A 23,884-nucleotide genomic window follows, 5' to 3' on the forward strand; every position below is an offset into this window, starting at 1 on the left:
GCCTTTTGTGTGAACAAACAATTCGCTACATATTTCTACAAATTATGCTATCATTATATCTATTGTATATTGAAGAGGTGATTGTATGTTAAAGATTGGATCTCATGTTTCTATGAGTGGTAAGAAAATGTTATTAGCAGCAAGTGAAGAGGCTGTTTCATACGGTGCAACGACGTTTATGATTTATACAGGTGCACCGCAAAATACACGAAGAAAACCAATTGAAGAATTGAACATAGAAGCAGGAAGAAAACATATGGAACTAAACGGTATTGAAGAAATTATCGTACATGCGCCATACATTATTAATCTTGGGAATACGACGAAGCCAGAAACATTCCAATTAGGTGTAGACTTCCTTCGCATGGAAATTGAAAGAACATCGGCATTAGGTGTAGCGAAACAAATCGTTCTTCACCCAGGTGCGCACGTTGGTGCAGGAGCGGATGCTGGTATTCAACAAATTATTAAAGGGCTTAATGAAGTATTAACGCCAGAGCAGACGGTTAACATTGCGTTAGAAACGATGGCAGGAAAGGGAACGGAATGCGGTCGTAGCTTTGAAGAAATTGCGAAAATTATTGATGGTGTGAAATATAATGAAAAACTATCTGTATGTTTTGATACGTGTCATACGCATGATGCAGGTTATGACCTTGTAAATGATTTTGACGGTGTGTTAAACGAATTTGATAAAATTGTTGGGATAAATCGTTTACAAGTACTTCATATTAACGATAGCAAAAATGTACGCGGAGCTGGAAAAGACCGTCATGAAAATATTGGTTTTGGTCATATTGGCTATAAGGCATTGCATCACATTGTGCATCACCCACAACTTACGCACGTACCAAAAATTCTTGAAACGCCGTATGTAGGTGAAGATAAAAAAGATAAGAAGCCACCATATAAATTAGAAATCGAAATGCTGAAAAATGGTACTTTTGATGAAGGAATTCTTGAAAAAATTAAAGCGCAATAAGGAGGGGATTTTCCCCTCCTTATTTTAATAGCTGCTGAAATAAAATATTTACTTGTTGGGCAGTGGCAGGAGTAGTTACTTTAGCGATTTGTTTTAACAAATCTAGTCGCTCGGTATTATCGTAAATGTTAATGTTTTTCCCTTTCATAAGTAAAACGATTTTATCAGCTTGTGCAGTTGTGATTGGAACTTCGTATTCTTTACTATATTTCAATAGTTCTTTTGTAGAAATATGATTTAATTTTTTGTTCACAATTTGTTTAATGAGGTTCATCGTGTTGTCCTCCTTCACACGTTCTTCTATCGAAATATATGTACGCATAGCTTGTACATATTCGTATCAAGGTGCATTTTTTCAATGGGGAAAAGAAGCTTATGTTATAATATAAGAACAAAACTATAGATAAAGAGTATAAGGAGGACTTATGGAAAAAAAGCAACATCGAAAAGAAAGTGTTATTCATCTTGTATATCGTTTAGTTATGATTGTCTTTGGGGCAGCGTGTGCGGCGGTAGCGATTGAACTGTTTTTAATGCCAAATAAAATTATTGATGGTGGAATTATTGGTATTTCTCTTATATTAGATTATCTTACTCCTAATATTTGGTGGTTAAGCTTTTCTACTTTAGTTGTTATCCTCAACATTCCTTTTATGTACTCCGGGTATAAGCAAATTGGAAAAACATTCATGTTATCTTCAGCATTTGGAATTGTAGCTTTAGCATTTATTGAATCAACGTTGCATGCTATCCCGCCATTTACAACAGAGCCGATTTTAGCAACAGTTTTCGGCGGTCTTATTTTAGGGATTGGTGTAGGACTTGTTATTCGTCATGGTGGATCGTTAGACGGGACCGAGATTATGGGAATTCTATTAACGAAGAAATTACCGTTTTCTGTTGGTGAATTCGTAATGTTTGTGAACTTATTCATTTTTGCATGGGCAGCATTTGTTTTTGGTGTTGAACAAGCGATGTATTCTGTTATGACGTACTATATCGCATTCAAAACAATTGATACGGTAATTCAAGGATTAGACGAAACGAAAGCAGTTTTAATAGTATCGGATCAATATGAGGAAGTATCAAATGCAATTTTACACCGCCTTGGTCGTGGAACAACAAAACTTGTTGCTAAAGGTGGCTATACAGATAAAGAAAAAGAAGTTATTTATGCAGTTGTAACACGTCTGGAAGTGACGAAGTTAAAATCAATTGTGCATGAAATTGATGAAAACGCATTTGTTACGATTATGAATACACAAGAGACAAATGGTGGTAAGTTTAAATCAGCAATTCACTAAAAAGTTAATTGTAATATCTTTTGAAAGCAGAGAATTCTTCTCTGCTTTTTGTTATAATAATAAGGTTTCTTGAAATAAAGAATATATTTTAGGCAGATTGGTTTACAACTATAATAAGCTGTACTATAATTCAAATAGAGATAAATCGGAATCATTCTGAATTAAAATAGGTGAGATGCTATGAATAATATATTGGAAATAGAAGGATTAACGTTTCGGTATGAAGATCGCAACGTGTTAGAAGATATTAATTTGCAAGTTCCGAAGGGAGCTTTTTTAGGTTTAGTTGGACCGAATGGTTCAGGGAAATCGACTTTACTTAAATGCTTATTGGGTGTTTTAAAACCAAAGCAAGGAAGTATTAGATTGTTTGGCATTGATAGTAAGAAATTTAAAGAGTGGAATAAAGTTGGTTATGTATCCCAAAAGGCAAGTAGCTTTAACTCAGGTTTCCCGGCAACTGTTTTCGAGGTTGTTTCAATGGGGCTCGTTTCGAAAAAAGGGCTTTTTCGCTTTTTTACGAAAGACGATAATGCGAAAGTAGAAAAAGCGATTGCTGATGTAGGTATGAGCGAGTTTCGAGGTCGCAACATTGGAGAACTTTCTGGCGGACAACAACAGCGTGTATTTATTGCTCGTGCACTTGTAAGTGATCCGGAATTGCTTATTTTGGACGAGCCTACTGTTGGGATTGATGTGAAGAATGTGGCAAGTTTTTATGAGATACTAGAGGATTTAAACAAAAGATTGGGAATTACGTTAATTCTTGTTACGCACGATATGGGTGCTGTAACAGAGAAGGTGACGCATGTTGCATGTTTGAATCAGCATTTACATTTCCATGGGAATGTAGAGAAATTCCGAGAGTTAGAAGATGCAGAAATGTCGATTTTATATGGACATCATGTTCATCGCTTAGAACATGAACATGGGCATCACGGGAGGATATAATGATACAGGATTTTTTACAATATGATTTTTTACGTAATTCCTTATACGCTGGTATTTTAATAGGGCTTGTCGCACCACTTATCGGCGTGTTCGTTGTAATTCGCCGCATGTCGCTTATTGCGGATGCATTAAGTCATGTGACGTTATCAGGAATTGCAGCAAGTTTATTACTTGAAAAGACAATCTTTACCGGTGGGTTTTTAAACCCTTTATATATGGGGATGTTTTTTTCAATCGGTGGAGCATTGCTAATTGAAAAATTACGTACTGTATATAAACATTATCAAGAGTTAGCAATCCCGATTATACTTTCAGCAGGGATGGGGATTGGAGTTATCTTCATCTCACTTGCTAATGGATTCAATACGGATTTATTTAGTTATTTATTTGGTAGTGTAAGTGCTGTAACAAGTGCGGATTTAATTATTATTGGTATAGTAGCAATTGTTGTTATTGCGACGATTGTTTTATTATACAAAGAGTTGTTTTTACTATCATTTGATGAGGAATACGCTGTATCAACCGGTTTAAGTGCAAAGTGGATTCACTTTATCTTCATTATATTAGTTGCTCTTGTAATTGCGGTATCAATGCGTGTTGTAGGTGTTCTTCTCGTATCATCTTTAATGACGTTACCAGTTGCAGCAAGTATTCGTATTGCAAAAGGATTTAAACAAACAATTTTCTTTTCCATTTTATTTGGTGAAATTGCAGTAATTGGTGGAATGTTTGCTTCGTATCAACTTGATTTAGCTCCAGGTGGTACAATTGTTATGATAGCGGTTCTTATTTTAATTGGTGCAATTTTATGGAAAAAGAAAAAAACTGCATAAAGTAGGGATAGGTATGAATCTAACAGAAGCTTTACGCCTAATGAAGGAAAAGGGATACAAACATACAGGGAAAAGGGAAGAAATGCTGAGGTTATTCGCAGCTCATAATCGTTATTTAACTGCGAAAGATGTTTTAGAGCATATGAAGGGTGATTATCCAGGACTTAGTTTTGATACGATTTATCGTAACTTAACGGTTTTTGCTGAAGTCGGTGTTTTAGAGCAAACGGAATTAAATGGTGAAAAGCATTTCCGTTTTACATGCTCCATTATGGAACATCATCATCATTTCATTTGTTTAGATTGTGGTGGTACAAAAGAGATTAATTCCTGCCCGATGGATTTTATGAATAAAGATTTTAAAGGCTATGAGGTAACGGGGCATAAGTTTGAAATATATGGTCGTTGCCCAAAATGTGCAAAATGAGAGGGCTCGTCAGTTATATAACTGACGAGTTTTTAATTTGAATGTAAAAAAAGGTTGCTCACAAAAATTGTGGCAACCTTTTTTTTATTGTTCTTGTTTTTCTTTTTCTTTTTCTCGTTCGGCAGCCATTTCAGCAGCGATTACATCAATTTCTTTTTTCAGTTCTTCTACCATTGTTTCTTCTGGTACTTTACGAACGACTTGCCCTTTACGGAATAATAAACCTTCTCCGCGTGCACCGGCAATACCGATGTCAGCTTCACGAGCTTCACCAGGACCGTTTACGGCACAGCCGAGTACTGCAACCTTAATTGGAACTTTAAGTGTGGAGATGTATTCTTCGACTTCATTAGCAATGCTAATTAGGTCGATTTCAATACGACCACAAGTTGGACAAGAAATAAGTGTTGCGGCATTAGATGCAAGACCGAATGATTTTAATAGTTCACGTGCAACTTTTACTTCTTCAACTGGATCAGCGCTTAAAGAGATACGAAGTGTATTTCCGATGCCTTTACTTAAAATTGCTCCAAGACCGGCGGCGCTTTTTACAGTCCCAGCAAACAATGTTCCTGATTCTGTAATACCTAAATGTAATGGATAATCAAAAGCGCGAGCAGCTTTTTCGTATGCTTCAATTGCTAAGTTAACATCAGAGGCTTTCATTGATACGATAATATCGTGGAAATCTAAGTCCTCTAAAATTTTAATATGGTGCAGTGCGCTCTCGACCATACCATCAGCAGTTGGATATCCATACTTTTCTAAAATATGACGTTCTAATGAGCCGGCATTTACACCGATACGGATTGGAATGCCACGCTCTTTCGCTGCATTTACAACAGCTTCTACTTTATGGCGACGTCCAATGTTACCTGGATTGATACGTACTTTATCAATGCCGCCTTCGATTGCTTTTAAAGCAAGGCGGTAATCAAAATGAATATCAGCAACAAGTGGAATGTTGATTTGTTTTTTAATATCAGCAATAGCATTTGCTGCGCGTTCGTCTGGAACAGCAACACGAACAACTTGACAGCCAGCTTCTTCTAAACGTTTAATTTCAGCAACTGTAGCCTCAACATCATGCGTTTTTGTTGTCGTCATACTTTGTATAATTAATTCATTGTTACCGCCAATTGTTAAATTACCGACTTTAACTGGACGTGTTTTTGTGCGTTGAGTTATTTCATTCACGAATTGATCGCTCTCCTTATAAAAGAAGTTTCTTATTTTAGTCCCTTACATCAATGATAGTATGTGTGAGAAAGGGCTATAGAAACCAAAGTACTCGGTTTCACTTTTACTATTGTATCAGCGCTTTTATGTAATTGACAAGGATTAAGTGATTGCTTATTGATATAAGGGGAATTTATAAGACTTTCCAACTTGGATTTTTGTAGCAGATGTATTTTTATTTAATTGCTTAAAATCATCAATTACTTTTTCAATAGAAGGAATTTTTTTCTTATTAATAGCTTCTGTAATAGAAAGAACTGTATCGCCAGTTTTTACTTCGATTGCTTTATAAGCTGTATCCGTTTCTTTTTCTTTTTCTGTTTCTTTCTCTTTATTTTGTTTTGTATCTGTATTTTCTTTTTTTATCGTTTGGGCAGCAGATGTTTTTTTGTATGAACTTAACATCGGTAAAGTACCGATTTTTATGTCGTAATAAAATATATAACCGAGGACAAGCACGAATAAGAGTACACCTAATCTCTTCATATCCTTCACTCCTTTGCTAGGAATATATGCTTGTCCAAAAAAAAAATGCCTATTTAGGCATTTTTTTTTATAGTTCTTGTTTTTCTTTCGGCTTTGGAACTTCTTTAATTGTTAAGTATAGAACGATTAAAACAACTGCAATGTAAATGAATGTTGCGCCAGGTACGTTTATTTTGAATAAATCCATAATCATAAAGAAGATTGTTGGAATTGTGTAGCTGTAAGCAGTTAATGTCCAAACTTGTTTATAAGATAATTTGCGTTGACCGCTCATCGCAGAACCGATGAAGGCAAGCAATGTAACTCCTACAAAGGTAATAAATAATTGGAACAAGTACAGTAAGAACCCAATAACGAATAATAAGATTGGATAAATACTGTCAAATAACGAAATGAAATCTTGTAAATCTTTTTTCTCAAGAGATGCGCCTAATAAGTCATTATAGGAGTATGTTTGTGTTTGACCATTCCCCATGGAGACTACTTTATCTTTTAAAACAAATAAACCTGTTTTATTTTGATATTTTTCTAAGTCTGTTGAATTTGGATCAAATACGAAAAGGGCATTTCCATCTTCTTTTTCGATAGGTTGATCAATATCAGCTGTTAGCTCGCCATTTTCAATTTTAAAATCAGGTAAATCTTTTTCGATTACTTTATTTACCATGTTAACACCATCTTGAATAACGCTACCGTACAAGAAAGTTCTTGGAATAGTAGTGATTAGGCAAAGAAGCATAATATACAAAATGGTTTTACCGATTTTTTGAAAACGGAAAAGCGCCATATCTTTAGGCGAATATACGCTTTTTGCTAGCTGTGTAAAAATGGACATAGATTCACTTCCTTTATGTATGTATAAAATCATTGTAACGTACGAATCTAGAGAAGCTCAAGATATATTATATTTACATATAGTAGAGAAGACTAAATTCCTTCTTATTAATTTACTTCTTTTAGTAGAGAAAAATACAATTGACACTTTTCTTTCGTATATGGTAAATTTATCTTACATTTTTCAAACGATATATCCGATTGGAATTTAGTTGTTTTTAATGGTACATACATAATCGTGGACCCTTAGCTCAGTTGGTTAGAGCAGACGGCTCATAACCGTCCGGTCGTAGGTTCGAGTCCTACAGGGTCCATATCCATTTCATATGTTTATTATGTCAGCAGGAAGCTTCCTTGTAGAAGGAAGCTTTTTTTCGGAATATATGAGCATTTTAATTGAAAAGAAGTGGGAATTTTGCTACTTTAATGATAGCAAGACAAAGCGATTTATTTGTTTGCACCCTATGGCAATTAGGGTAGAATGAAGTTGTAGGTCACATATGTAGTGACAATACATAAACCGGGAGGAATATAACAATGGCAAAACACGAATTACCAAATTTACCTTATGCGTATGATGCTTTAGAACCTCACTTTGATAAAGAAACAATGAACATCCATCATACAAAACATCACAACACGTATATTACAAACTTAAACGCTGCTTTAGAAGGTCATGCAGAATTAGCTGACAAAAGCGTTGAAGAATTAGTTGCAAACTTAAACGAAGTACCTGAAGCAATCCGTACAGCAGTACGTAACAATGGTGGCGGACATGCTAACCATACATTCTTCTGGACAATCCTATCTCCAAACGGCGGGGGACAACCAGTAGGCGAACTTGCAACTGCGATTGAAGCGAAATTCGGTAGCTTCGATGCATTCAAAGCAGAATTCGCAAAAGCTGGCGCAACTCGCTTCGGTTCTGGTTGGGCTTGGTTAGTAGTAAACAATGGTGAGTTAGAAGTAACAAGCACTCCAAACCAAGATTCTCCTCTAACTGAAGGTAAAACTCCAGTTATCGGTTTAGATGTTTGGGAGCATGCTTACTACTTAAATTACCAAAACCGTCGTCCTGACTACATCGGTGCATTCTGGAACGTTGTAGATTGGAACGTTGCTGAAAAACTTTACCAAGAAGCAAAATAATTAAAGTTAATACAGCTAGAAAAAAGCTAGGGGGTTTTCTCCTAGCTTTTTTCTATGTTCTCCTTTTACATAATTGAGCTTGTCTTTGGAAGACTAGAACATGAAGTAAAGGAGAGTTGTGTATGAAGTGGAAACATGTAATCGGTGATGTTGAAGTGAATCGGGATTTAGTATTATTGCTCGTTATAGGAGGTTTATACACGCTCGCAATTTCTTTATCGAATACGTTTGTAAACATTTATTTATGGAAGCAAACACAAAATTATGTGAATCTGGGCTTGTATAATTTGGCCAGCGTTGTATTGCAGCCTCTAACATTTCTTGTGGGCGGGAAATTAGCGAAACGTATTGATCGCTCGATTTTATTGAGAATCGGTGTAGGCACGTTAGCTGTTTTTTTTATCGTCGTTTTAGTAGCGGGAAAAAGTGCATCTCACTATATTTTATTAATGGGAGCTCTTTTAGGAGTTGGTTATGGTTTTTATTGGCTCGCTTTTAACTTGTTAACATTTGAGATTACAGAACCAGAAACAAGAGATTTTTTTAACGGTTTTCTAGGACTTCTTACATCGTTCTCTGGAATGATTGGACCGATAGCAGCAGGATATACAATTTCACGTATGGAAAAATGGAGTGGTTATACTGTCATTTTCTTCCTCTCGTTAATGCTATTTGCGGTTGCAGTCGTTCTAAGCTTTTTTTTATCGAAGAGGGAATGTGAAGGACGCTATGAAATTGTGCAAGTATTGAAAGAGCGGCAAGTTGATGAAAACTGGGGAAGAATTACGCGCGCTCATTTCTTCCAAGGTTTGAGAGAGGGAACGTTTATTTTCGTTATTTCGGTATATGTCTATTTAGCATCTGGTAGCGAGTTAGCACTAGGGAAATATAGTTTAGTGAATTCTGCAGTATCATTTGTATGCTATTATTTAGTTGCTCGTATGTTAAAGAAAGAATGGCGAAAAAAAGCAATTTTACTTGGCGGTATTATTTTATACGCGGTTGTATTTTTAGTTATTTTTAATGTTACATATACGAAATTACTTATTTATGCAGCATGTATTGCGGTTGCATATCCGATTTTACTCGTTCCGTACGGCTCAATGACATACGATGTAATTGGTAGAGCAAAACAGGCGAGAGAATGGCGTGTAGAATATATAGTGGTCAGGGAATTATGGTTAAATGCCGGAAGAATTTGTTCCATTTTAAGTTTTTTATGTGCTGTCATATTTTTTCCGCCTGAAAAAAGTTTACCTTTCTTACTATGTATTTTAGGAGCTGGACATTTTCTTATTTATTTTGCAGTTAAAAATGTCAAATATGATGAGGGGAATGTGAACAAAACCAGTGTTGTAGCGCAAGGAAGCACGCAGAATCAAACTGAACCAGAAGGTTAACTTATCGCGTGTTTTATGCTAGAATAGAAAAAGATGTAAGACAGCAGTGAGGGCACCTGTATGAAGGTGTCCCTTTCACATTACATAGCTGTTGGTAGAGGGGGTTTGTATGAGCAAGAAGCAGAAACAACAAAAGAAAAAGACCCACGTTCCTTTTCGGTTAAACGTGTTGTTTTTTTGCGTGTTTTTAATGTTCTCCGCGGTTATTGTAAGGCTTGGATACGTACAAATTGTTCGTGGTGAGGAATATAAAAATGAAGTTGAGAAAAAAGAAAACTCAACGATAAGTAATCCTGTACCACGCGGGAAAATATTTGATCGTAATGGAGAAGCGGTCGTAGATAATGAGCCTATTCGTACAATTACATTTACAAAAATGAAGGGATCAACTGCAGCAGATCGCTTAGAGACGGCGAAAAAGTTAGCAGATTTAATTGAAGTCCCAACAGATAAGTTAACAGATCGCGATAAGAAAGATTATTGGCTTGCTTTACATAAAGAAGAAGCAGAAGCAAAAATCACAAAAAAAGATCGTGAAGAGTTTAAAGTGAATAAAATTGACGATAAAGAACTAGATGAACGTCAACGAAATCGTGTAACAGAAGAAGAGATTAATCAACTGTCAGCAAAAGATTTAGAAATATTGGCGATCAAAAGTAAGATGGAAAGCGGATATGCAATGACGCCGCAAATCGTTAAAAAAAATGCAACACCGGAAGAATACGCGATTATTAGTGAAAATTTAGCGAAATTACCAGGTGTAGATACAAATGTTGACTGGGAGCGAAAATATAAGTATGACGATATGTTCCGAAGTGTACTTGGTGGTGTAACTTCTTCTGATGAAGGGTTACCGAGAGAAAGATTAGATCACTATCTTGTTCGTGATTATAATCGTAACGATCGTGTAGGAAAAAGTTACCTTGAGCAACAGTACGAAGATAGTTTACACGGCACAAAAGCTGAAGTTAGAAATGTTACAGATAAAGACGGTAATATTTTAGAAACTATTAATGTGTCACAAGGACAACGAGGTAACGATCTGAATTTAACGATTGATATGAAATTACAAAAGCGCGTAGAAGAAATTCTTACAAAAAACTTAATGAGATTTAAAGGGAGCGAACCTCTTTTAGACCGTGCATTCGTTGTAATGATGAACCCGAAAAATGGTGAAGTTTTATCTATGGCGGGGAAACAATTAGTGAATAAAGACGGGGAAACGAAAGTAGATGATTTTGCATTAGGAACGATGACAAGTTCTTATCCGATGGGTTCAACTGTAAAAGGTGCGACAGTACTTACGGGGTATCAAACTGGTGCGATTCAACCTGGAGCTGTACAGTATGATGAACCGATTAAATTAAAAGGGACACCTACGAAGTCATCTTGGAAACAGATGGGGTATATTAATGACCTTACAGCGTTAAAACAGTCTTCAAACGTTTATATGTTTAAAACAGCGATGAATATCGCTGGGGTTCCATATGTACGAGGCGGTACGTTAGATATTCCGAAAAGTGCGTTCGATACTATGCGTTACTATTTTGGTCAGTTTGGACTTGGTGTGAAAACAGGAATTGATTTGCCAAATGAAACTGCTGGTCAAATAGGTAAAGGAAATCAACCAGGTTTCTTATTAGATTTATCAATCGGGCAGTATGATACGTATACACCGCTTCAATTAGCGCAATATATTTCGACGATTGCAAATGGTGGATATCGTATGCAACCCCAAGTTGTAAAGGAAATTCGTCAGCCATCGGCGAAGCCAGAGGAAGTTGGAAAAGTTGTTCAATCCATGGAACCGAAAGTATTAAATCGTGTTGATATGCCTGAATCACAAATTAAACGTGTTCAAGAAGGATTTAGACAAGTGTTTAACGATACAGGTGGTACAGCTACAAAATACTTTACTGGTGCAAAATATAAAGCTGCAGGGAAAACTGGTACAGCGCAAACCGTATATGGCGGAGATAAAGAGATTGGTAAAAAAGCAGATGGTCAGCGTGTGGAGACTTATAACTTAACATTAGTAGGTTATGCCCCGCTCGAAGATCCAGAAGTAGCATTCTCTGTTGTTGTTCCGTGGGTACATGATGATAAGACTGGTATTAATGGATATATTAGTCGTGAAATTATGGATGCTTACTTTGATTTGAAAAACCAAGCATTAACTGGTGAAGCTCCGCAAGATGAAAAAGCGCAAAAAAATAAAAATCAAGATGATGAATAAAAAAGTTGTAAAAAAAGCACACTATCTGAAAAGATAGTGTGCTTTTTTTTATGCCTTACGCATATGGTTTAGTAAATGTGGACAAGCATAAAATATTGAAAAAACATGTAGTTTCAAAAACGATGAACACAACAAGATTAGTGCATACGCTCTAAGTTTGTTGTGTGTGATAGGCGATAGCAGTTTTATCCCGCATTTGAGGGCGTTAAAACTCCCACCTCAAAATTCAGCTGGAGCAAAGAAGTTAGGTGGGAGCCCTGCTGCCCGTAAACGCCCGATTGGTGAGGGCTAATAATTAGTGGGGGGATGAACAAAACCCCCACTAATTAAAGTTTCGCCTTATGGATGATTAGAAAATTTCCTGCATCTAAAGTACAAAAGTGAAAATAAAGTTTGTGTATACAGTTGTTTTTGTGGGACTTTACAAAACTTTTACAAATAATTAAAACCGAATTAATAGTTTAGCAGTATTCTTATATCTGTAATCCTGTTATTTCCGGTTACTTCTAGGAGGAAGAACACGTGAAATGGATGAGCACATCGATTAAAGTTTTGACATTATCGACATGTTTCCTTTGTTTTAATATGTCTACTGCATTCGCTACAAATGAAATGGGAGAAGTGAGAGTTGATGGATCCTCAACGGTTTTCCCCATTATAGAGGCAGTAGCAGAGGAATATACAAAGGCCCATCCAAACGTGAAAATTTCTATTAGTATTTCTGGGACAGGGGGAGGATTTAATCGTTTCAGTAAAGGAGAAGTAGATATAAACAATGCTTCGAGATTGATGAAACCGGTAGAAGAAAATGCAATGCAGAAAAAATCCATTCAATTTACACCATTTGAGGTTGCTTATGACGGTCTAACGATTGTTGTGAATCGTCAAAATACGTGGGTAAACAATATGACGATAGACGAGTTACGTCTATTATGGAGTGAAAATGGAAGATTGAAACGATGGTCACAAATTCATTCATCATGGCCTCGTGAACAAGTTAAATTTTATGCGCCAGGCGTAGACTCTGGTACTTATGATTATTTCCAAAATGTTGTCTTACAAAATAATCGCCTTGTAAAAACGGTTTCTTTGTCTGAAGACGATCAAGTTATTATGCAAGGGGTAATGAATGATAAAAATGCCATTGCTTTTGTAGGATATGCTTATTATATGGCCAATCGAGATAAGGTAAAAGCAATACAGGTGGATGGTGTATTTCCAACGAAAGAGACCATTCAGTCGGGTACGTATAAGCCATTATCTAGGCCGCTATTTACGTATGTGAATCATGCATCTATCAGAAATAAAATTAATGTAGCAAATTATGTTGAGTTTATGATTAAGCATGTTGGAAGCCTTGCTGAAGAGGTCGGATATGTAAAATTACCAAAAGAAAAATATAATGAACAGCTGCGAATGTTAACAGAAATAAAAAGGTAATGTCAGGGTGGAAAGGGGTTTTCATCTTTGGCTCATAATGACAAAAGTCAAATTACATTTTCTGTACAACATTTGATTGAGAGAAATACAAATAGAAGAAAAAAAACGCAGCGAATCAATCGAATTGTTCCGTTAATACTAAAAGCCATTGCTAGCGTGTCCATTGTAACGACACTTGGAATTATTATTACGTTGGCAAATGAAACAATCATGTTTTTTCAAAAGATATCATTGTATTCTTTTTTGACAGAGAAGGAATGGTTACCTTTTTTTGAAGATCCCAAATTCGGTATATTACCACTTATATGTGGAACAATCCTTGTAACAGCAATTGCCATGTTCGTAGCAATTCCTATTGGTTTAGGGTGTGCCGTGTTTTTAAGCGAATACGCTTCGAATGGCGCTCGGAAAATATTAAAACCGTTGTTAGAGCTACTAGCAGGCATCCCGACAATTGTATATGGTTTTTTCGCGTTAACAGTTGTCACACCACTTTTACAACGGGTTATACCAGATTTGCAGTTTTTTAATGCTATTAGTCCAGGTATTGTTATAGGGTTTATGATGATACCGACGATTGCGTCTCTCTCTGAAGATGCGATGAGAGCTGTAGCGAAAGGAATTAAAGAAGCCTCATTAGCGCTAGGAGCAACTCGTTTTGAGATGGTAAAACAAGTGGTGTTTCCATCGGCTTTTACGGGCATAATGGCAGCGATTATATTAGCAGCTTCCAGGGCAATTGGTGAAACGATGATTGTTGTTATTGCAGCTGGATCAACACCTAATGTATCGATAGATCCGACTCATTCTATTCAAACATTAACAGCCTATATTGTACAAGTGAGTTTAGGTGATGCTCCGCATGGAACGATTACTTATTACAGCATGTATGCTGTAGGTGCAACGTTATTTATGTTTACTTTTATTATGAATATCATTTCGCAATATATTATGCGCCGTTTTAGGAGGTTGACATAATATGCGAATGTTAAACCATAAGAACATACAAGAAAATATGGCGTCGCGTTTTTTAAAGGATCGGATTTACAAGTGTTTGTTTTATATAGCAATTTTGTTTTCAGTAGTAATACTTTTTATATTGCTTTTTCAAATTTTTGAAAAAGGTATAAGTTATCTTTCAATAGATTTCTTTACAAACTTCGCCTCACGTAATCCGAGAGAAGCTGGGATTGTCGCTGCTTTGTCAGGAACAATACTATTTATGAGCATTGTTATACCAGTCTCTTTTATATTTGGAGTCGGAACAGCTCTTTATTTAGAGCATTATGCGAAGGAGTCCGTTTTTAAAAGGTTGATTGAATTAAATAATCAAACATTAGCAGGGGTACCTTCCGTTGTGTTTGGTTTACTAGGGTTAACTATTTTCGTATACGCTCTCCATTTGGGAGAGAGCATAATGGCAGCGGCACTGACGATGAGTTTACTCGTCTTACCAACTGTTGTTGTAGCTAGTCAAGAAGCGATTAGAACTGTGCCGAGCTCATTACTAGAGGCTTCTTACGGATTAGGTGCTACGAAATGGCAAACGATGTATCAAATTGTATTGCCAGTCGCTTTGCCAGGGATTGTAACGGGATGTACGTTAGCGGTATCGAGAGCAATTGGTGAGGCAGCACCATTATTAGTTATTGGGGCCCTTGCCTTTGCAAATTATGTTCCGTTCAGTATGTTTGATAGATTTACGGTTTTACCAATTCAAATTTTTAATTGGATGAGTAGACCACAAGAAGAATTTCAGTATGTAGCAGCAGCTGGGATGATTGTTTTGCTAGGATTGTTGCTCTTTATAAATATATTTGTCTTATGGTTACGAAATCGAAAATAAGTTGGAAGTGGATGAAAGGGGAATTCAAATGGTAGCAACAGTAGTAAATGTACAGGTGAAAAATGAAAAAAAGATTGAGACAGCACCAAAAAAAATAGTATTTGATACGAAAAATTTAAATTTATGGTACGGAGAAGACCATGCTTTAAAAGATATCAACTTAAGTATTCATGAGAATGAAGTAACAGCGATTATCGGTCCAAGTGGTTGTGGGAAATCAACATACTTAAAAACGCTAAATCGTATGGTAGAGTTAGTGCCTATCGTTCGAACTACGGGCGTTATCGAATATAGAGAACGAAACATATTTGATAAATCATATCCAGTTGAAGAATTACGTACGCATGTGGGTATGGTGTTCCAAAAGCCAAATCCATTCCCAAAATCTATTTATGAAAATGTAGCATATGGTCCGAAAATCCATGGTGTTCGTGACAAAAAAACACTTGATGAAATTGTTGAAAATAGCTTGCGCGGCGCAGCTATTTGGGATGAGTTAAAAGATCGTTTGCATGATAATGCATACGGTTTATCTGGTGGTCAGCAACAACGTCTATGCATTGCACGCTGCTTAGCGATTGAGCCAGACGTAATTTTAATGGATGAGCCAACATCGGCGCTAGATCCAATTTCAACATCAAAAGTAGAAGAATTAATTCAGGAGTTAAAGAAAGATTTTAGTATTGTTATCGTAACGCACAACATGCAACAAGCAGCACGAATTTCAGATAAAACTGCTTTCTTCTTAAGTGGAGAAGTTGTGGAATATACAGATACGAACAAATTATTTACAACACCTGCAGATAAGCGTACAGAAGACTACATTACAGGACGATTTGGTTGATATCGCTAGCAAGGCTAAGAGTAAATGCCCTCTTAACAGAGGGCATTTCTCATTTTTACCTCATTTTAAATAGGGGAGTAATATTTCTCTTTTCTCAAGGCTTAATAAACATACAAGAGGCTGGGTAGGGGATTTATATAAAATGGCACATAATATTGAGGGGGAAGAAATGATGGTAAGAGAACAGTTTCAATGTGATTTAAAAACGTTACAGCAAAAGGTGATCGAGCTTGGTGAGTTAGCAAGTGGAGCTTTATTGATTGCTATGGAAGGTCTTCACAACAGGGATGTAGAGAAAGCGTTAGAAGTCATTGATGGGGATTATCGCATGGATAATTTAGAAGAGGAAATAAATGACCTTGCGCTTATGCTTATTACAAAGCAGCAGCCTGTAGCAAGTGATTTAAGAAGAATTTTCATTTCAATTAAAACAGCGACAGATTTAGAACGTATTGCAGACCATGCTGTTAATATTGCGAAATCAACAATTCGTCTTGGTGAAAAAGAAGTGGTTGTTAGTTTACATAATCTTGAGGAAATGTTTGAGATTGCTCATAAGATGTTAAATTTAGCATTAGAAGCATATGAGCAAGAAAATTTAACTTTTGCTAAACAAATTGCTGAAATGGATGATTCAGTTGATGAAATTTATGGGAAGGCGATTCGTGAATTTATTTCATCTATCCCTGGACAACCAGAAGCGATTACACAAATTACACAACTATCCTTTGTTGCAAGATATATTGAGCGTGTAGCAGACCATGTTACAAATATTGCCGAGAATGTATTTTATGTAGTAAAAGGAAAGCATTATTTATTGAATGAGTAGGGGGAAAAGTAGGTGATGAGAAATCACCTGCTTTTTTTAGTCAAAACATGACAAAAAAAGCTCGTTGTTTCCTTTAGTCTATGATGATAAGATGTATCATAATTGATGGGAAAATAAGTACATATGTGTTAGTTACGTATTATTAATTATTTTACCAAGTTAATGGTAAGCGCTTTCTTTTGGGTGGGAGTTAAAAGGTATATTTATTTATAAAGTGAGGCTTTAATTAGTGGGGCTGTCTCTCGCTGATTGTTAGATCATACCAAACCGGACTTTTACTGCAGTTAATGTGGGGTAAATGATATACGGAGTTCTTGAACATTATATAAGTGGAGGCTGAAGTATATGAAGGGGGTTATTTTAGCTGGAGGAAAAGGGAGACGCCTTAGACCATTAACATGTAATACTCCAAAACCGATGTTACCATTGTTAGAAAAACCAGTTCTTGAATATAATATTGAATTATTACGTCAGCATGGTATTCGTGAAATTGCAATTACAGTTCAATATATGAGTACTGCCATTAAGCAATACTTTGGTGATGGTAGTAAGTGGGGAGTTAACTTGTATTATTTTGAAGATTCTCCTCCGCTTGGAACAGCAGGGAGTATTAAGCAAGCGGAAAGTTTTTTAGATGAAACATTTGTTGTTATTAGTGGGGATGCATTAACTGACTTTCAATTATCAGAAGGAATTGCATTTCATGAACAGAAGAAGAGAATGGTAACGATGTTTGTGAAAGAAGTAGAAAACCCACTCTCATTTGGCTTAGTTGTAATGAATAAAGAACAAGAAATTATACGATATATAGAAAAGCCGAGCTGGAATGAGGTAGTTTCTAATATTGTGAATACAGGTATTTATATAATGGAGCCAGAAATCTTTTCTTACATACCATCCATGGAATTTTCGGATTTCAGTCATGATGTGTTTCCTTTATTGGCAAATAAAAATGCTTTATTTGCATATTTATCAGAAGACTATTGGCTAGATATTGGTACATTTGATCAATATCGGCAAGCTCAATTCGATTTGTTGACGAAAAAATTGAAGGTGCCTATTCCATATACAGAAGTATTACCGATGGTGTGGATGGGAGAAGGTGTAACGATAGGAAAAGGGACGAAAATTCATGGCCCTTCTTTTATTGGAGAAGGAGCAATGATTGGTGCAGGGGCTGTAATTGAACCGTACTCTATTATCGGGAAAAATAGTATCGTTTCAAGTTATTCTCATCTTCAAAAAAGCATCATTTTTGCAAACGCTCATATAGGAAAAAATTGTGAGTTGTTAGAAACAACAATAGGAGATCATACAATGGTCGAAGATGATGTTACACTTTTTCAAAAAAGTATTGTAGCGGACCATTGTCATATAGGGAAAAGTACAGTAATTAAGCAAAAAGGAAAAATATGGCCATATAAGGAGATAGATAGTCATTCGATAGTAGGTTCTGCCGGTGTTAAAGAGAGTGAAAAGAGTGCAGGGTGGTTACAAAAAAGCCGGATTTTAGGAAGGGGTAATGTTGAAATTACTCCTCAATTTATTGTGAAAGTTGCAATGGCTTATGGATCTCTTTTTGCTAAAGGAGAGAGTATATTGATTGGAAGTCAGGAAAATATAGAAACAACTTCCTTTAAAAATTTATTCCTCCATGCCATTCATGGCAGCGGGATTCATACGATGGAATGTAAAGAAATGAATGAGTCGCTTTTTCAGTATGCCATTCATAATTTGCAATGTGCAGGTGGAGTTTTCGTTCAAGTGGAAAGCGAAAGAGGGATTGTTATACAATTGTATGGTAAGGAGGGCTCATTTTTAACGTATAAGCAGCAAAAAGCGATAGAACAAGTATATATGTCTGAGTCGTTTTATTACGCTTCTGAGAAAGAAATGGGACGAAATAAGCTAGTTCACGTTTCTGTAAATAATTATGTAGAAGCTGTGTTAGAGCATATTGATATTGAAACGATACAAAAACAGAAGTTTCATCTTCTTATTAATAAGAGAAATGATATGTTACAACATTTACTTATGATTTTTTTGCAAAGGCTCGGATGCACAGTTACATGGATTTATGCGGGCGAACAAAAGCATCATGTGAAAGCCTTGATGAAATCAAGTAAAGCAAATATGGCACTTATGTTTTCAGAGCAAGGAAATTATTTCGAGTTATATGATAATCATAGTAATATTTACCAGGGAACAGATTTTGAAGAGGTAGATATTCCAGATTTATTACTTGAATCGGCAGGAAATATTTACCCGATGTCTTTGAAATTAGGAGAATGTTACCTTCTATTTTATACGCAGGATGAAAAAAAGTCGTTTCAAGCGAGATGGAAGCGAGATATTTTATATCGAATTGGAAAATTATTCGAGCTAATAGCATTGCAGGGAAAAACATTTCTCAGCATAGTAGAGCAATCACCTCCGCTCTATCTACTTTGTGATGAAGTTGTATGTTCATGGAATGAAAAAGGGAAAGTAATGAGGAAATTATTGGCTGATATGGAAAGAAAGGAAGAAGGTATATTTGAAGGAGTACAGTTCAAATATACCGAAAAAGAGTGGTCTTATATCGTTTCTGACACAAAACAACCGAAATTTTTAGTGTATTCGCATGCTAGAAACCCAGTAATAGCAAGGGAAAACATGAAAAATCTTATAGAAAAAATTAGACAATATCAAAAGGTGTAGAATTTTTATTTTAAAAGTGGTATTATAGTATAGTCTGATTTAAGTTATTAGTACTGGAGGGAAATAAGAATGCGTGTGAATATTACTCTAGCATGTACAGAATGCGGAGATCGTAACTATATCTCAAAGAAAAACAAACGTAACAACGCTGAGCGTATCGAGCTTAAAAAGTATTGCAAGCGTGACAAGAAGTCTACGTTACACCGTGAAACAAAGTAAGCAGTAGGAATATTTTCCTACTGTTTCTTTTTTTATTCGGTTCCTCTGTTAAAAGTGATACACTATCATCGTAGAGCAAAGTGTCACTGTGAGGGGGAAAATGTGTGAGAGAAGAGAAACTACGTTTACGTAAACAAATAATAGAACACATGAATTCTTTATCAGAAGAACGGTATACAACTTTATCAGAGCAAATTGCAGCTTCGTTGTATGCGCAAAAAGAGTGGGTTGAAGCTAAAACAATTGGAATCACCCTCTCAATGGAAAATGAAGTGAATACATATCCTATTATCGAAAAAGCTTGGGAAGAAGGAAAGAAAGTTGTTGTTCCGAAGTGTAATAAAGGAACACGAACGATGTCTTTCCGGAAAATTAGTAATTTTGATCAATTAGAAACAGTGTATATGAATTTACGTGAACCAATTCCAGCGCTTACGGAAGAAGTGAATGCAGATGAAATTGATCTTCAAATCGTGCCAGGCGTAGCTTATACAGAGCGAGGAGAACGGATTGGATATGGCGGTGGCTATTATGATCGTTATCTCGTGCATTATAAAGGGAAAGCGTTATCATTAGCTTATAGTTTTCAAATGGTAGAACATATTCCAGTAGAGCCATTTGATAAAAATGTAGAAAAAATTATTACAGAAAAAGGAACAACGGTTAAAAATGGGCTTGTATAGACAAATAAAAATTGACGAGACTTTTTCTTCGTGATTATAATAAAATATGTGAACGTTTTCTTATTATAATTTTTTATAGTAAGTGAGCATAGAGGGTGATGAAATGGTATCTATTTATGATATTCAGCAATTGCTAAAGAAATTTGGTACGATTATTTATACGGGTGATCGAATTGCAGATTTACAATTAATGCAAGATGAATTGCGTGAATTAAATCAATCACAGCTAATCGATCCACAAGACTATCAAACAGCTTTATTTTTATTGAAGCAAGAAATTCAAAAAGAGCTAAATAAGAATTAGATAAAGGTAGGTAAGTAACATGGAAGAGAAATGGTTAGTTGGTGTTGACCTTGGTGGTACAACGATTAAATTAGCATTTATTAATGTGTACGGTGAAATTTTACATAAGTGGGAAATCCCTACGAATACAAATGAACAAGGAAAACATATTACACTTGATGTAGCGAAAGCTATTGATAAAAAGTTAGAAGAATTAGGTGAATTAAAAAGCAAGCTAATTGGTATTGGTATGGGAGCTCCTGGTCCTGTACATGTGGCATCTGGAATGATTTATGAAGCGGTTAATTTAGGATGGAAAAACTATCCGTTAAAAGACTTGCTAGAAGTAGAAACAGGATTACCTGTTGTTATTGATAATGATGCAAACTTAGCAGCGCTTGGTGAAATGTGGAAAGGTGCTGGTGAAGGAGCAAAAGATTTAATTTGTATGACACTTGGCACTGGTGTTGGTGGTGGTGTTATCGCCAATGGTGAGATTGTACATGGTATAAGCGGTGCTGCTGGTGAGATTGGACATATTACAGTTGTTACAGAGAACGCTTTTCCATGTAATTGCGGGAAGTCGGGTTGTTTAGAAACGGTAGCCTCTGCAACAGGTATTGTACGTGTTGCTATGCAACAAATACAAGAGACAGATAAAGAAAGTGTTTTACGTTCTATGTTAGCAGAAGAAGGGCTTATTACATCAAAAGATGTGTTTGAAGCGCTTGGACAAGGTGACGAACTAGCAGGTGAAGTAGTGGAAAAAGTAGCTTCTTATTTAGGATTAGCTGTAGCGAACCTTGCTAGTACGTTGAACCCAGAGAAAATCGTAATTGGTGGTGGCGTATCTAAAGCTGGAGACGCACTATTAGAACCAATTCAACGTTATTTCGAGCAATATGCTTTCTCTCGTGCTGTAAAGAGCACAAAGTTAGCAATTGCAATACTTGGTAATGATGCAGGTGTAATTGGAGGAGCGTGGCTTGTAAAAAAGAACAAATACGAGGCGAAGATGATATAAGTTGTGAATAATGAAAAGAGGAAGGGGCCCCCTTCCTCTTTTTATGCAAGATCTTGTTGGAGAATAAAAATGTAAATGGATTAAGCTGGTGGGTACCCATTATATAGAACAGTCATGATTGTAAACCATCCGAAAACAAGTACGGTTGCAATAGCGAAGCCGCCCGCGAATAAGTTTTTTTCGCGAAGTGTTCTAAGCGTAGCAAATACAGCTAACAGAGTGACTAGCGTAAAAATAATAACAAGGCCCATACAATATCCTCCTCTGTCTACTCATTCCTTAGAATGAGTTTTTAGAATATTTACTCTTTTATATTGTACATGTTTTAAAAATGATTGTCGAGATAACACGCCTTCTTTTCCTAAGAGAAAGAAATGTTGTATCATTAAAAGTAAATTAAATAACTGGAGGAGATTTTCATATGAAATGGATACAAATGCCTTTAGGCCCATTACAAACAAATGCTTATATTTTAACGAATGATCAAAATGAGTGTATTATTTTTGATCCTGGTCATGAAGGAGAGAAACTTGTTACATATTTACAGGAAGCGCAGTTAAAGCCACTTGCGGTTTTATTAACACATGCTCATTTCGATCATATTGGTGCTGTTGATGCCGTGAGAGACGCTTTTCATATTCCTGTATACGTACATAAAGAAGAAGCGGATTGGTTAGGAGATGCAACTGTGAATGGCTCGCAAATTTTTATGATGAACCGCAGTATTACAGCAAAACCAGCAGACCATATTATTGACGAAGAGGGTACATTAACGATCGGTTCTTTTAGTTTTGAAATTTTTGAGACACCAGGACATTCTCCAGGAAGTATTTCTTATTACAGTAAAGAAGCGAATGCTGTATTTTCTGGAGATGTATTGTTCCAAATGAGTATTGGAAGAACGGATTTACCTGGTGGAAGTTTTGCTGAATTAATTGGAAGTATTGAAGAGAAATTATTTGTATTACCAGATGAAACAGCGGTGCTATGTGGACACGGTCCAGAAACAAGCATTGGTTTTGAAAAAGAAAATAATCCATTTTTACAATAAGGAGTCATTATGGGGATGGAGCTCAATTTAAGAGAATGGATGGGAAAAGAAAAGGATCATTCGATTTCATATAGTACGTATATGAACCTCGTATTATATGCAGAGGAACATGGGTATTATATGAGAGAACGTGAAAAAATCGGAAGACAGGGAGATTTTTTTACGAGTAGTAATGTATCTTCTGTATTTGCGAAGACTTTTGCTAAGTTTTTTATTCGGCTTGTTGAAAAGGGAGAAGTTTCTCCAAATATTTGTGAGATTGGTGGGGGAACAGGAAAGTTTGCCTATGATGTTTTACAAGAATGGAAACAATTATCTCCGGAAACCTTTATCAATTTAAACTATTCAATTATTGAAGTGAGCCCTTTTCATAGAAGGCTACAACAGGAGAGGCTTTGCTTATTTGATAATGTGTCGTATTATACATCTTATATTGAAATGGGAGAGTCTTTCGAAGGAATTATTTTTTCGAATGAATTATTTGATGCGTTTCCTGTTGAGATAGTTGAGAAAAGAAATGGAATTTTGTATGAAGTACGTATCACGTATACAGATGAGGGAAACCTTACAGAAGTATTTAGACCGATAGAGAAAAGAGTCGGTCGTTACTTATTGAAATATAACATTCATATTGCTGAGGGACAGCGCTTTGAAGTGCCTATTGCAATGGAAGAGTATATAGAAGAAATTGCGAAATGGTTTCAGAAAGGTATATGTATTACAGTTGATTATGGATATACAAAAGAAGAATGGATGCATCCTGCACATCGTGAAGGAAGTTTAAGAGGATATTATAAGCACAAGCTAATTCGTAATCCTCTTGCATATCCAGGAGAAATGGACCTTACTACGCATGTTCATTGGGATGAGTTGAAGATGAATTTTGAGCTGCACGGAATTAATACGATATGGCATAGGAAGCAATCAGAGTTTTTGTTAGCAGCAGGAATATTAGATCAGCTTGCTAGCCATCAAGATACCAACCCTTTTTCTGAAACTCAAAAACTAAATAGAGCTATTCGCTCTATGATTTTGAACGGAGGATTAGGTAATGCTTTCGATGTTGTTATACACACAAAAGATATGAAGAATTTACTTTTGAATCAATATTTAACGATATGAAA

Annotated in this window: 27 protein-coding genes and 1 tRNA gene; 23 read left to right on the top strand and 5 right to left on the bottom strand. The window is 35.9% G+C overall.

What is annotated here, in order from left to right; genetic code table 11:
- Window positions 1-85: 85 nt before the first annotated feature.
- Window positions 86-982 carry a deoxyribonuclease IV gene (locus MR155_RS01255; RefSeq protein WP_002088660.1) on the top strand — a complete coding sequence of 299 codons (897 nt, stop codon included), beginning with the start codon at window positions 86-88 and terminating at the stop codon, window positions 980-982.
- Window positions 983-1,001: 19 nt separating this feature from the next.
- Here the strand turns inward: MR155_RS01255 and MR155_RS01260 are convergent, their stop codons facing one another.
- Complete coding sequence (locus MR155_RS01260) at window positions 1,002-1,256, bottom strand: DUF2624 domain-containing protein (RefSeq protein WP_002088657.1); 255 nt, start codon at window positions 1,254-1,256, stop codon at window positions 1,002-1,004.
- A gap of 151 nt (window positions 1,257-1,407) precedes the next feature.
- On the opposite strand from MR155_RS01260, the gene MR155_RS01265 reads away from it, so the two are divergent.
- From MR155_RS01265 to MR155_RS01280, 4 genes are all read left to right on the top strand, one after another.
- Window positions 1,408-2,286, top strand: coding sequence for a YitT family protein (locus tag MR155_RS01265; RefSeq protein WP_002015168.1), 879 nt, complete (start codon window positions 1,408-1,410; stop codon window positions 2,284-2,286).
- A gap of 180 nt (window positions 2,287-2,466) precedes the next feature.
- Entirely contained in the window at window positions 2,467-3,237 is a 771-nt protein-coding gene (locus MR155_RS01270) for a metal ABC transporter ATP-binding protein (protein ID WP_002015167.1), read from the top strand.
- Window positions 3,237-4,070: a metal ABC transporter permease gene (locus MR155_RS01275; RefSeq protein ID WP_002015165.1), complete on the top strand. Its 834-nt coding sequence runs from the start codon at window positions 3,237-3,239 to the stop codon at window positions 4,068-4,070. Before MR155_RS01270 ends, MR155_RS01275 begins: the two co-directional genes overlap by 1 nt.
- Before the next feature lie 13 nt (window positions 4,071-4,083).
- Window positions 4,084-4,497, top strand: a complete 414-nt coding sequence (locus MR155_RS01280; protein WP_002015164.1) for a Fur family transcriptional regulator — start codon at window positions 4,084-4,086, stop codon at window positions 4,495-4,497.
- Between the two features lie 84 nt (window positions 4,498-4,581).
- Here the strand turns inward: MR155_RS01280 and ispG are convergent, their stop codons facing one another.
- From ispG to yqgB, 3 genes are all read right to left on the bottom strand, one after another.
- Window positions 4,582-5,694, bottom strand: a complete 1,113-nt coding sequence (ispG, locus tag MR155_RS01285; protein ID WP_219303551.1) for a flavodoxin-dependent (E)-4-hydroxy-3-methylbut-2-enyl-diphosphate synthase — start codon at window positions 5,692-5,694, stop codon at window positions 4,582-4,584.
- A 156-nt stretch (window positions 5,695-5,850) separates the two neighbouring features.
- On the bottom strand, window positions 5,851-6,222 hold the full coding sequence (locus MR155_RS01290) for a hypothetical protein (protein ID WP_002088653.1): 372 nt from the start codon (window positions 6,220-6,222) through the stop codon (window positions 5,851-5,853).
- A gap of 67 nt (window positions 6,223-6,289) precedes the next feature.
- Window positions 6,290-7,057, bottom strand: coding sequence for a protein YqgB (gene yqgB, locus MR155_RS01295; protein ID WP_002034056.1), 768 nt, complete (start codon window positions 7,055-7,057; stop codon window positions 6,290-6,292).
- A 19-nt stretch (window positions 7,058-7,076) separates the two neighbouring features.
- Here yqgB and MR155_RS01300 point away from each other — a divergent pair, with 19 nt between their 5' ends.
- From MR155_RS01300 to glcK, 16 genes are all read left to right on the top strand, one after another.
- A complete protein-coding gene (locus MR155_RS01300) occupies window positions 7,077-7,268 on the top strand; it encodes a hypothetical protein (protein ID WP_033728250.1) in 192 nt (63 codons plus the stop codon).
- Window positions 7,269-7,296: 28 nt separating this feature from the next.
- A tRNA-Ile gene (locus MR155_RS01305) sits at window positions 7,297-7,370 on the top strand.
- Between the two features lie 223 nt (window positions 7,371-7,593).
- Window positions 7,594-8,205: a superoxide dismutase [Mn] gene (gene sodA, locus MR155_RS01310; RefSeq protein ID WP_001052029.1), complete on the top strand. Its 612-nt coding sequence runs from the start codon at window positions 7,594-7,596 to the stop codon at window positions 8,203-8,205.
- 122 nt (window positions 8,206-8,327) lie between these two features.
- On the top strand, window positions 8,328-9,605 hold the full coding sequence (locus MR155_RS01315; RefSeq protein ID WP_219303549.1) for an MFS transporter: 1,278 nt from the start codon (window positions 8,328-8,330) through the stop codon (window positions 9,603-9,605).
- A gap of 109 nt (window positions 9,606-9,714) precedes the next feature.
- Window positions 9,715-11,841 (top strand): peptidoglycan D,D-transpeptidase FtsI family protein, encoded by a 2,127-nt coding sequence (locus tag MR155_RS01320; RefSeq protein ID WP_113935591.1) that lies wholly within the window; start codon window positions 9,715-9,717, stop codon window positions 11,839-11,841.
- Window positions 11,842-12,007: 166 nt separating this feature from the next.
- Window positions 12,008-12,133, top strand: a complete 126-nt coding sequence (locus MR155_RS31745; protein WP_277958616.1) for a hypothetical protein — start codon at window positions 12,008-12,010, stop codon at window positions 12,131-12,133.
- Window positions 12,134-12,363: 230 nt separating this feature from the next.
- Entirely contained in the window at window positions 12,364-13,281 is a 918-nt protein-coding gene (locus tag MR155_RS01325; protein WP_219303548.1) for a PstS family phosphate ABC transporter substrate-binding protein, read from the top strand.
- A 27-nt stretch (window positions 13,282-13,308) separates the two neighbouring features.
- Window positions 13,309-14,259 (top strand): phosphate ABC transporter permease subunit PstC, encoded by a 951-nt coding sequence (gene pstC, locus MR155_RS01330; RefSeq protein WP_002088646.1) that lies wholly within the window; start codon window positions 13,309-13,311, stop codon window positions 14,257-14,259.
- Window position 14,260: 1 nt separating this feature from the next.
- The gene (gene pstA / locus MR155_RS01335) at window positions 14,261-15,127 is read left to right on the top strand and encodes a phosphate ABC transporter permease PstA (RefSeq protein WP_219303547.1); all 867 of its coding nucleotides are present in this window, start codon (window positions 14,261-14,263) and stop codon (window positions 15,125-15,127) included.
- 28 nt (window positions 15,128-15,155) lie between these two features.
- Window positions 15,156-15,971 carry a phosphate ABC transporter ATP-binding protein gene (pstB, locus tag MR155_RS01340; RefSeq protein ID WP_002088644.1) on the top strand — a complete coding sequence of 272 codons (816 nt, stop codon included), beginning with the start codon at window positions 15,156-15,158 and terminating at the stop codon, window positions 15,969-15,971.
- 172 nt (window positions 15,972-16,143) lie between these two features.
- Window positions 16,144-16,800, top strand: coding sequence for a phosphate signaling complex protein PhoU (gene phoU, locus MR155_RS01345; RefSeq protein ID WP_002015145.1), 657 nt, complete (start codon window positions 16,144-16,146; stop codon window positions 16,798-16,800).
- A 345-nt stretch (window positions 16,801-17,145) separates the two neighbouring features.
- Window positions 17,146-19,500 (top strand): sugar phosphate nucleotidyltransferase, encoded by a 2,355-nt coding sequence (locus MR155_RS01350; protein WP_113935588.1) that lies wholly within the window; start codon window positions 17,146-17,148, stop codon window positions 19,498-19,500.
- A 69-nt stretch (window positions 19,501-19,569) separates the two neighbouring features.
- Window positions 19,570-19,719, top strand: a complete 150-nt coding sequence (gene rpmG / locus MR155_RS01355; RefSeq protein WP_001265616.1) for a 50S ribosomal protein L33 — start codon at window positions 19,570-19,572, stop codon at window positions 19,717-19,719.
- 104 nt (window positions 19,720-19,823) lie between these two features.
- Window positions 19,824-20,402 (top strand): 5-formyltetrahydrofolate cyclo-ligase, encoded by a 579-nt coding sequence (locus MR155_RS01360; protein WP_242307647.1) that lies wholly within the window; start codon window positions 19,824-19,826, stop codon window positions 20,400-20,402.
- Window positions 20,403-20,505: 103 nt separating this feature from the next.
- Window positions 20,506-20,706 carry a YqgQ family protein gene (locus MR155_RS01365; RefSeq protein ID WP_000253699.1) on the top strand — a complete coding sequence of 67 codons (201 nt, stop codon included), beginning with the start codon at window positions 20,506-20,508 and terminating at the stop codon, window positions 20,704-20,706.
- A gap of 19 nt (window positions 20,707-20,725) precedes the next feature.
- A complete protein-coding gene (gene glcK / locus MR155_RS01370) occupies window positions 20,726-21,709 on the top strand; it encodes a glucokinase (protein ID WP_113935587.1) in 984 nt (327 codons plus the stop codon).
- Between the two features lie 80 nt (window positions 21,710-21,789).
- On the opposite strand, the gene MR155_RS01375 is transcribed toward glcK, so the two are convergent.
- Window positions 21,790-21,960, bottom strand: coding sequence for a DUF2759 domain-containing protein (locus MR155_RS01375; protein WP_002034036.1), 171 nt, complete (start codon window positions 21,958-21,960; stop codon window positions 21,790-21,792).
- A gap of 170 nt (window positions 21,961-22,130) precedes the next feature.
- Between MR155_RS01375 and MR155_RS01380 the strand changes: the two genes are divergently transcribed.
- Window positions 22,131-22,760 (top strand): MBL fold metallo-hydrolase, encoded by a 630-nt coding sequence (locus MR155_RS01380; RefSeq protein WP_002015137.1) that lies wholly within the window; start codon window positions 22,131-22,133, stop codon window positions 22,758-22,760.
- Window positions 22,761-22,769: 9 nt separating this feature from the next.
- Window positions 22,770-23,882, top strand: coding sequence for a class I SAM-dependent methyltransferase (locus MR155_RS01385; protein WP_219303545.1), 1,113 nt, complete (start codon window positions 22,770-22,772; stop codon window positions 23,880-23,882).
- Window positions 23,883-23,884: the final 2 nt, after the last annotated feature.

Origin of the sequence: Bacillus cereus group sp. BfR-BA-01331 (genome assembly GCF_022663915.1) — a bacterium.
In the GTDB taxonomy this organism is placed as follows: domain Bacteria; phylum Bacillota; class Bacilli; order Bacillales; family Bacillaceae_G; genus Bacillus_A; species Bacillus_A mycoides.

Bases quoted from the DNA above. Each gene is read 5' to 3' on its own strand.
- MR155_RS01255 (WP_002088660.1), top strand. From the start codon at position 86: ATGTTAAAGATTGGATCTCATGTTTCTATGAGTGGTAAGAAAATGTTA.
- MR155_RS01260 (WP_002088657.1), bottom strand. From the start codon at position 1,256: ATGAACCTCATTAAACAAATTGTGAACAAAAAATTAAATCATATTTCT.
- MR155_RS01265 (WP_002015168.1), top strand. From the start codon at position 1,408: ATGGAAAAAAAGCAACATCGAAAAGAAAGTGTTATTCATCTTGTATAT.
- MR155_RS01270 (WP_002015167.1), top strand. From the start codon at position 2,467: ATGAATAATATATTGGAAATAGAAGGATTAACGTTTCGGTATGAAGAT.
- MR155_RS01275 (WP_002015165.1), top strand. From the start codon at position 3,237: ATGATACAGGATTTTTTACAATATGATTTTTTACGTAATTCCTTATAC.
- MR155_RS01280 (WP_002015164.1), top strand. From the start codon at position 4,084: ATGAATCTAACAGAAGCTTTACGCCTAATGAAGGAAAAGGGATACAAA.
- MR155_RS01290 (WP_002088653.1), bottom strand. From the start codon at position 6,222: ATGAAGAGATTAGGTGTACTCTTATTCGTGCTTGTCCTCGGTTATATA.
- yqgB (WP_002034056.1), bottom strand. From the start codon at position 7,057: ATGTCCATTTTTACACAGCTAGCAAAAAGCGTATATTCGCCTAAAGAT.
- MR155_RS01300 (WP_033728250.1), top strand. From the start codon at position 7,077: ATGTATAAAATCATTGTAACGTACGAATCTAGAGAAGCTCAAGATATA.
- sodA (WP_001052029.1), top strand. From the start codon at position 7,594: ATGGCAAAACACGAATTACCAAATTTACCTTATGCGTATGATGCTTTA.
- MR155_RS01315 (WP_219303549.1), top strand. From the start codon at position 8,328: ATGAAGTGGAAACATGTAATCGGTGATGTTGAAGTGAATCGGGATTTA.
- MR155_RS01320 (WP_113935591.1), top strand. From the start codon at position 9,715: ATGAGCAAGAAGCAGAAACAACAAAAGAAAAAGACCCACGTTCCTTTT.
- pstA (WP_219303547.1), top strand. From the start codon at position 14,261: ATGCGAATGTTAAACCATAAGAACATACAAGAAAATATGGCGTCGCGT.
- pstB (WP_002088644.1), top strand. From the start codon at position 15,156: ATGGTAGCAACAGTAGTAAATGTACAGGTGAAAAATGAAAAAAAGATT.
- phoU (WP_002015145.1), top strand. From the start codon at position 16,144: ATGGTAAGAGAACAGTTTCAATGTGATTTAAAAACGTTACAGCAAAAG.
- MR155_RS01350 (WP_113935588.1), top strand. From the start codon at position 17,146: ATGAAGGGGGTTATTTTAGCTGGAGGAAAAGGGAGACGCCTTAGACCA.
- rpmG (WP_001265616.1), top strand. From the start codon at position 19,570: ATGCGTGTGAATATTACTCTAGCATGTACAGAATGCGGAGATCGTAAC.
- MR155_RS01365 (WP_000253699.1), top strand. From the start codon at position 20,506: ATGGTATCTATTTATGATATTCAGCAATTGCTAAAGAAATTTGGTACG.
- glcK (WP_113935587.1), top strand. From the start codon at position 20,726: ATGGAAGAGAAATGGTTAGTTGGTGTTGACCTTGGTGGTACAACGATT.
- MR155_RS01375 (WP_002034036.1), bottom strand. From the start codon at position 21,960: ATGGGCCTTGTTATTATTTTTACGCTAGTCACTCTGTTAGCTGTATTT.
- MR155_RS01380 (WP_002015137.1), top strand. From the start codon at position 22,131: ATGAAATGGATACAAATGCCTTTAGGCCCATTACAAACAAATGCTTAT.
- MR155_RS01385 (WP_219303545.1), top strand. From the start codon at position 22,770: ATGGGGATGGAGCTCAATTTAAGAGAATGGATGGGAAAAGAAAAGGAT.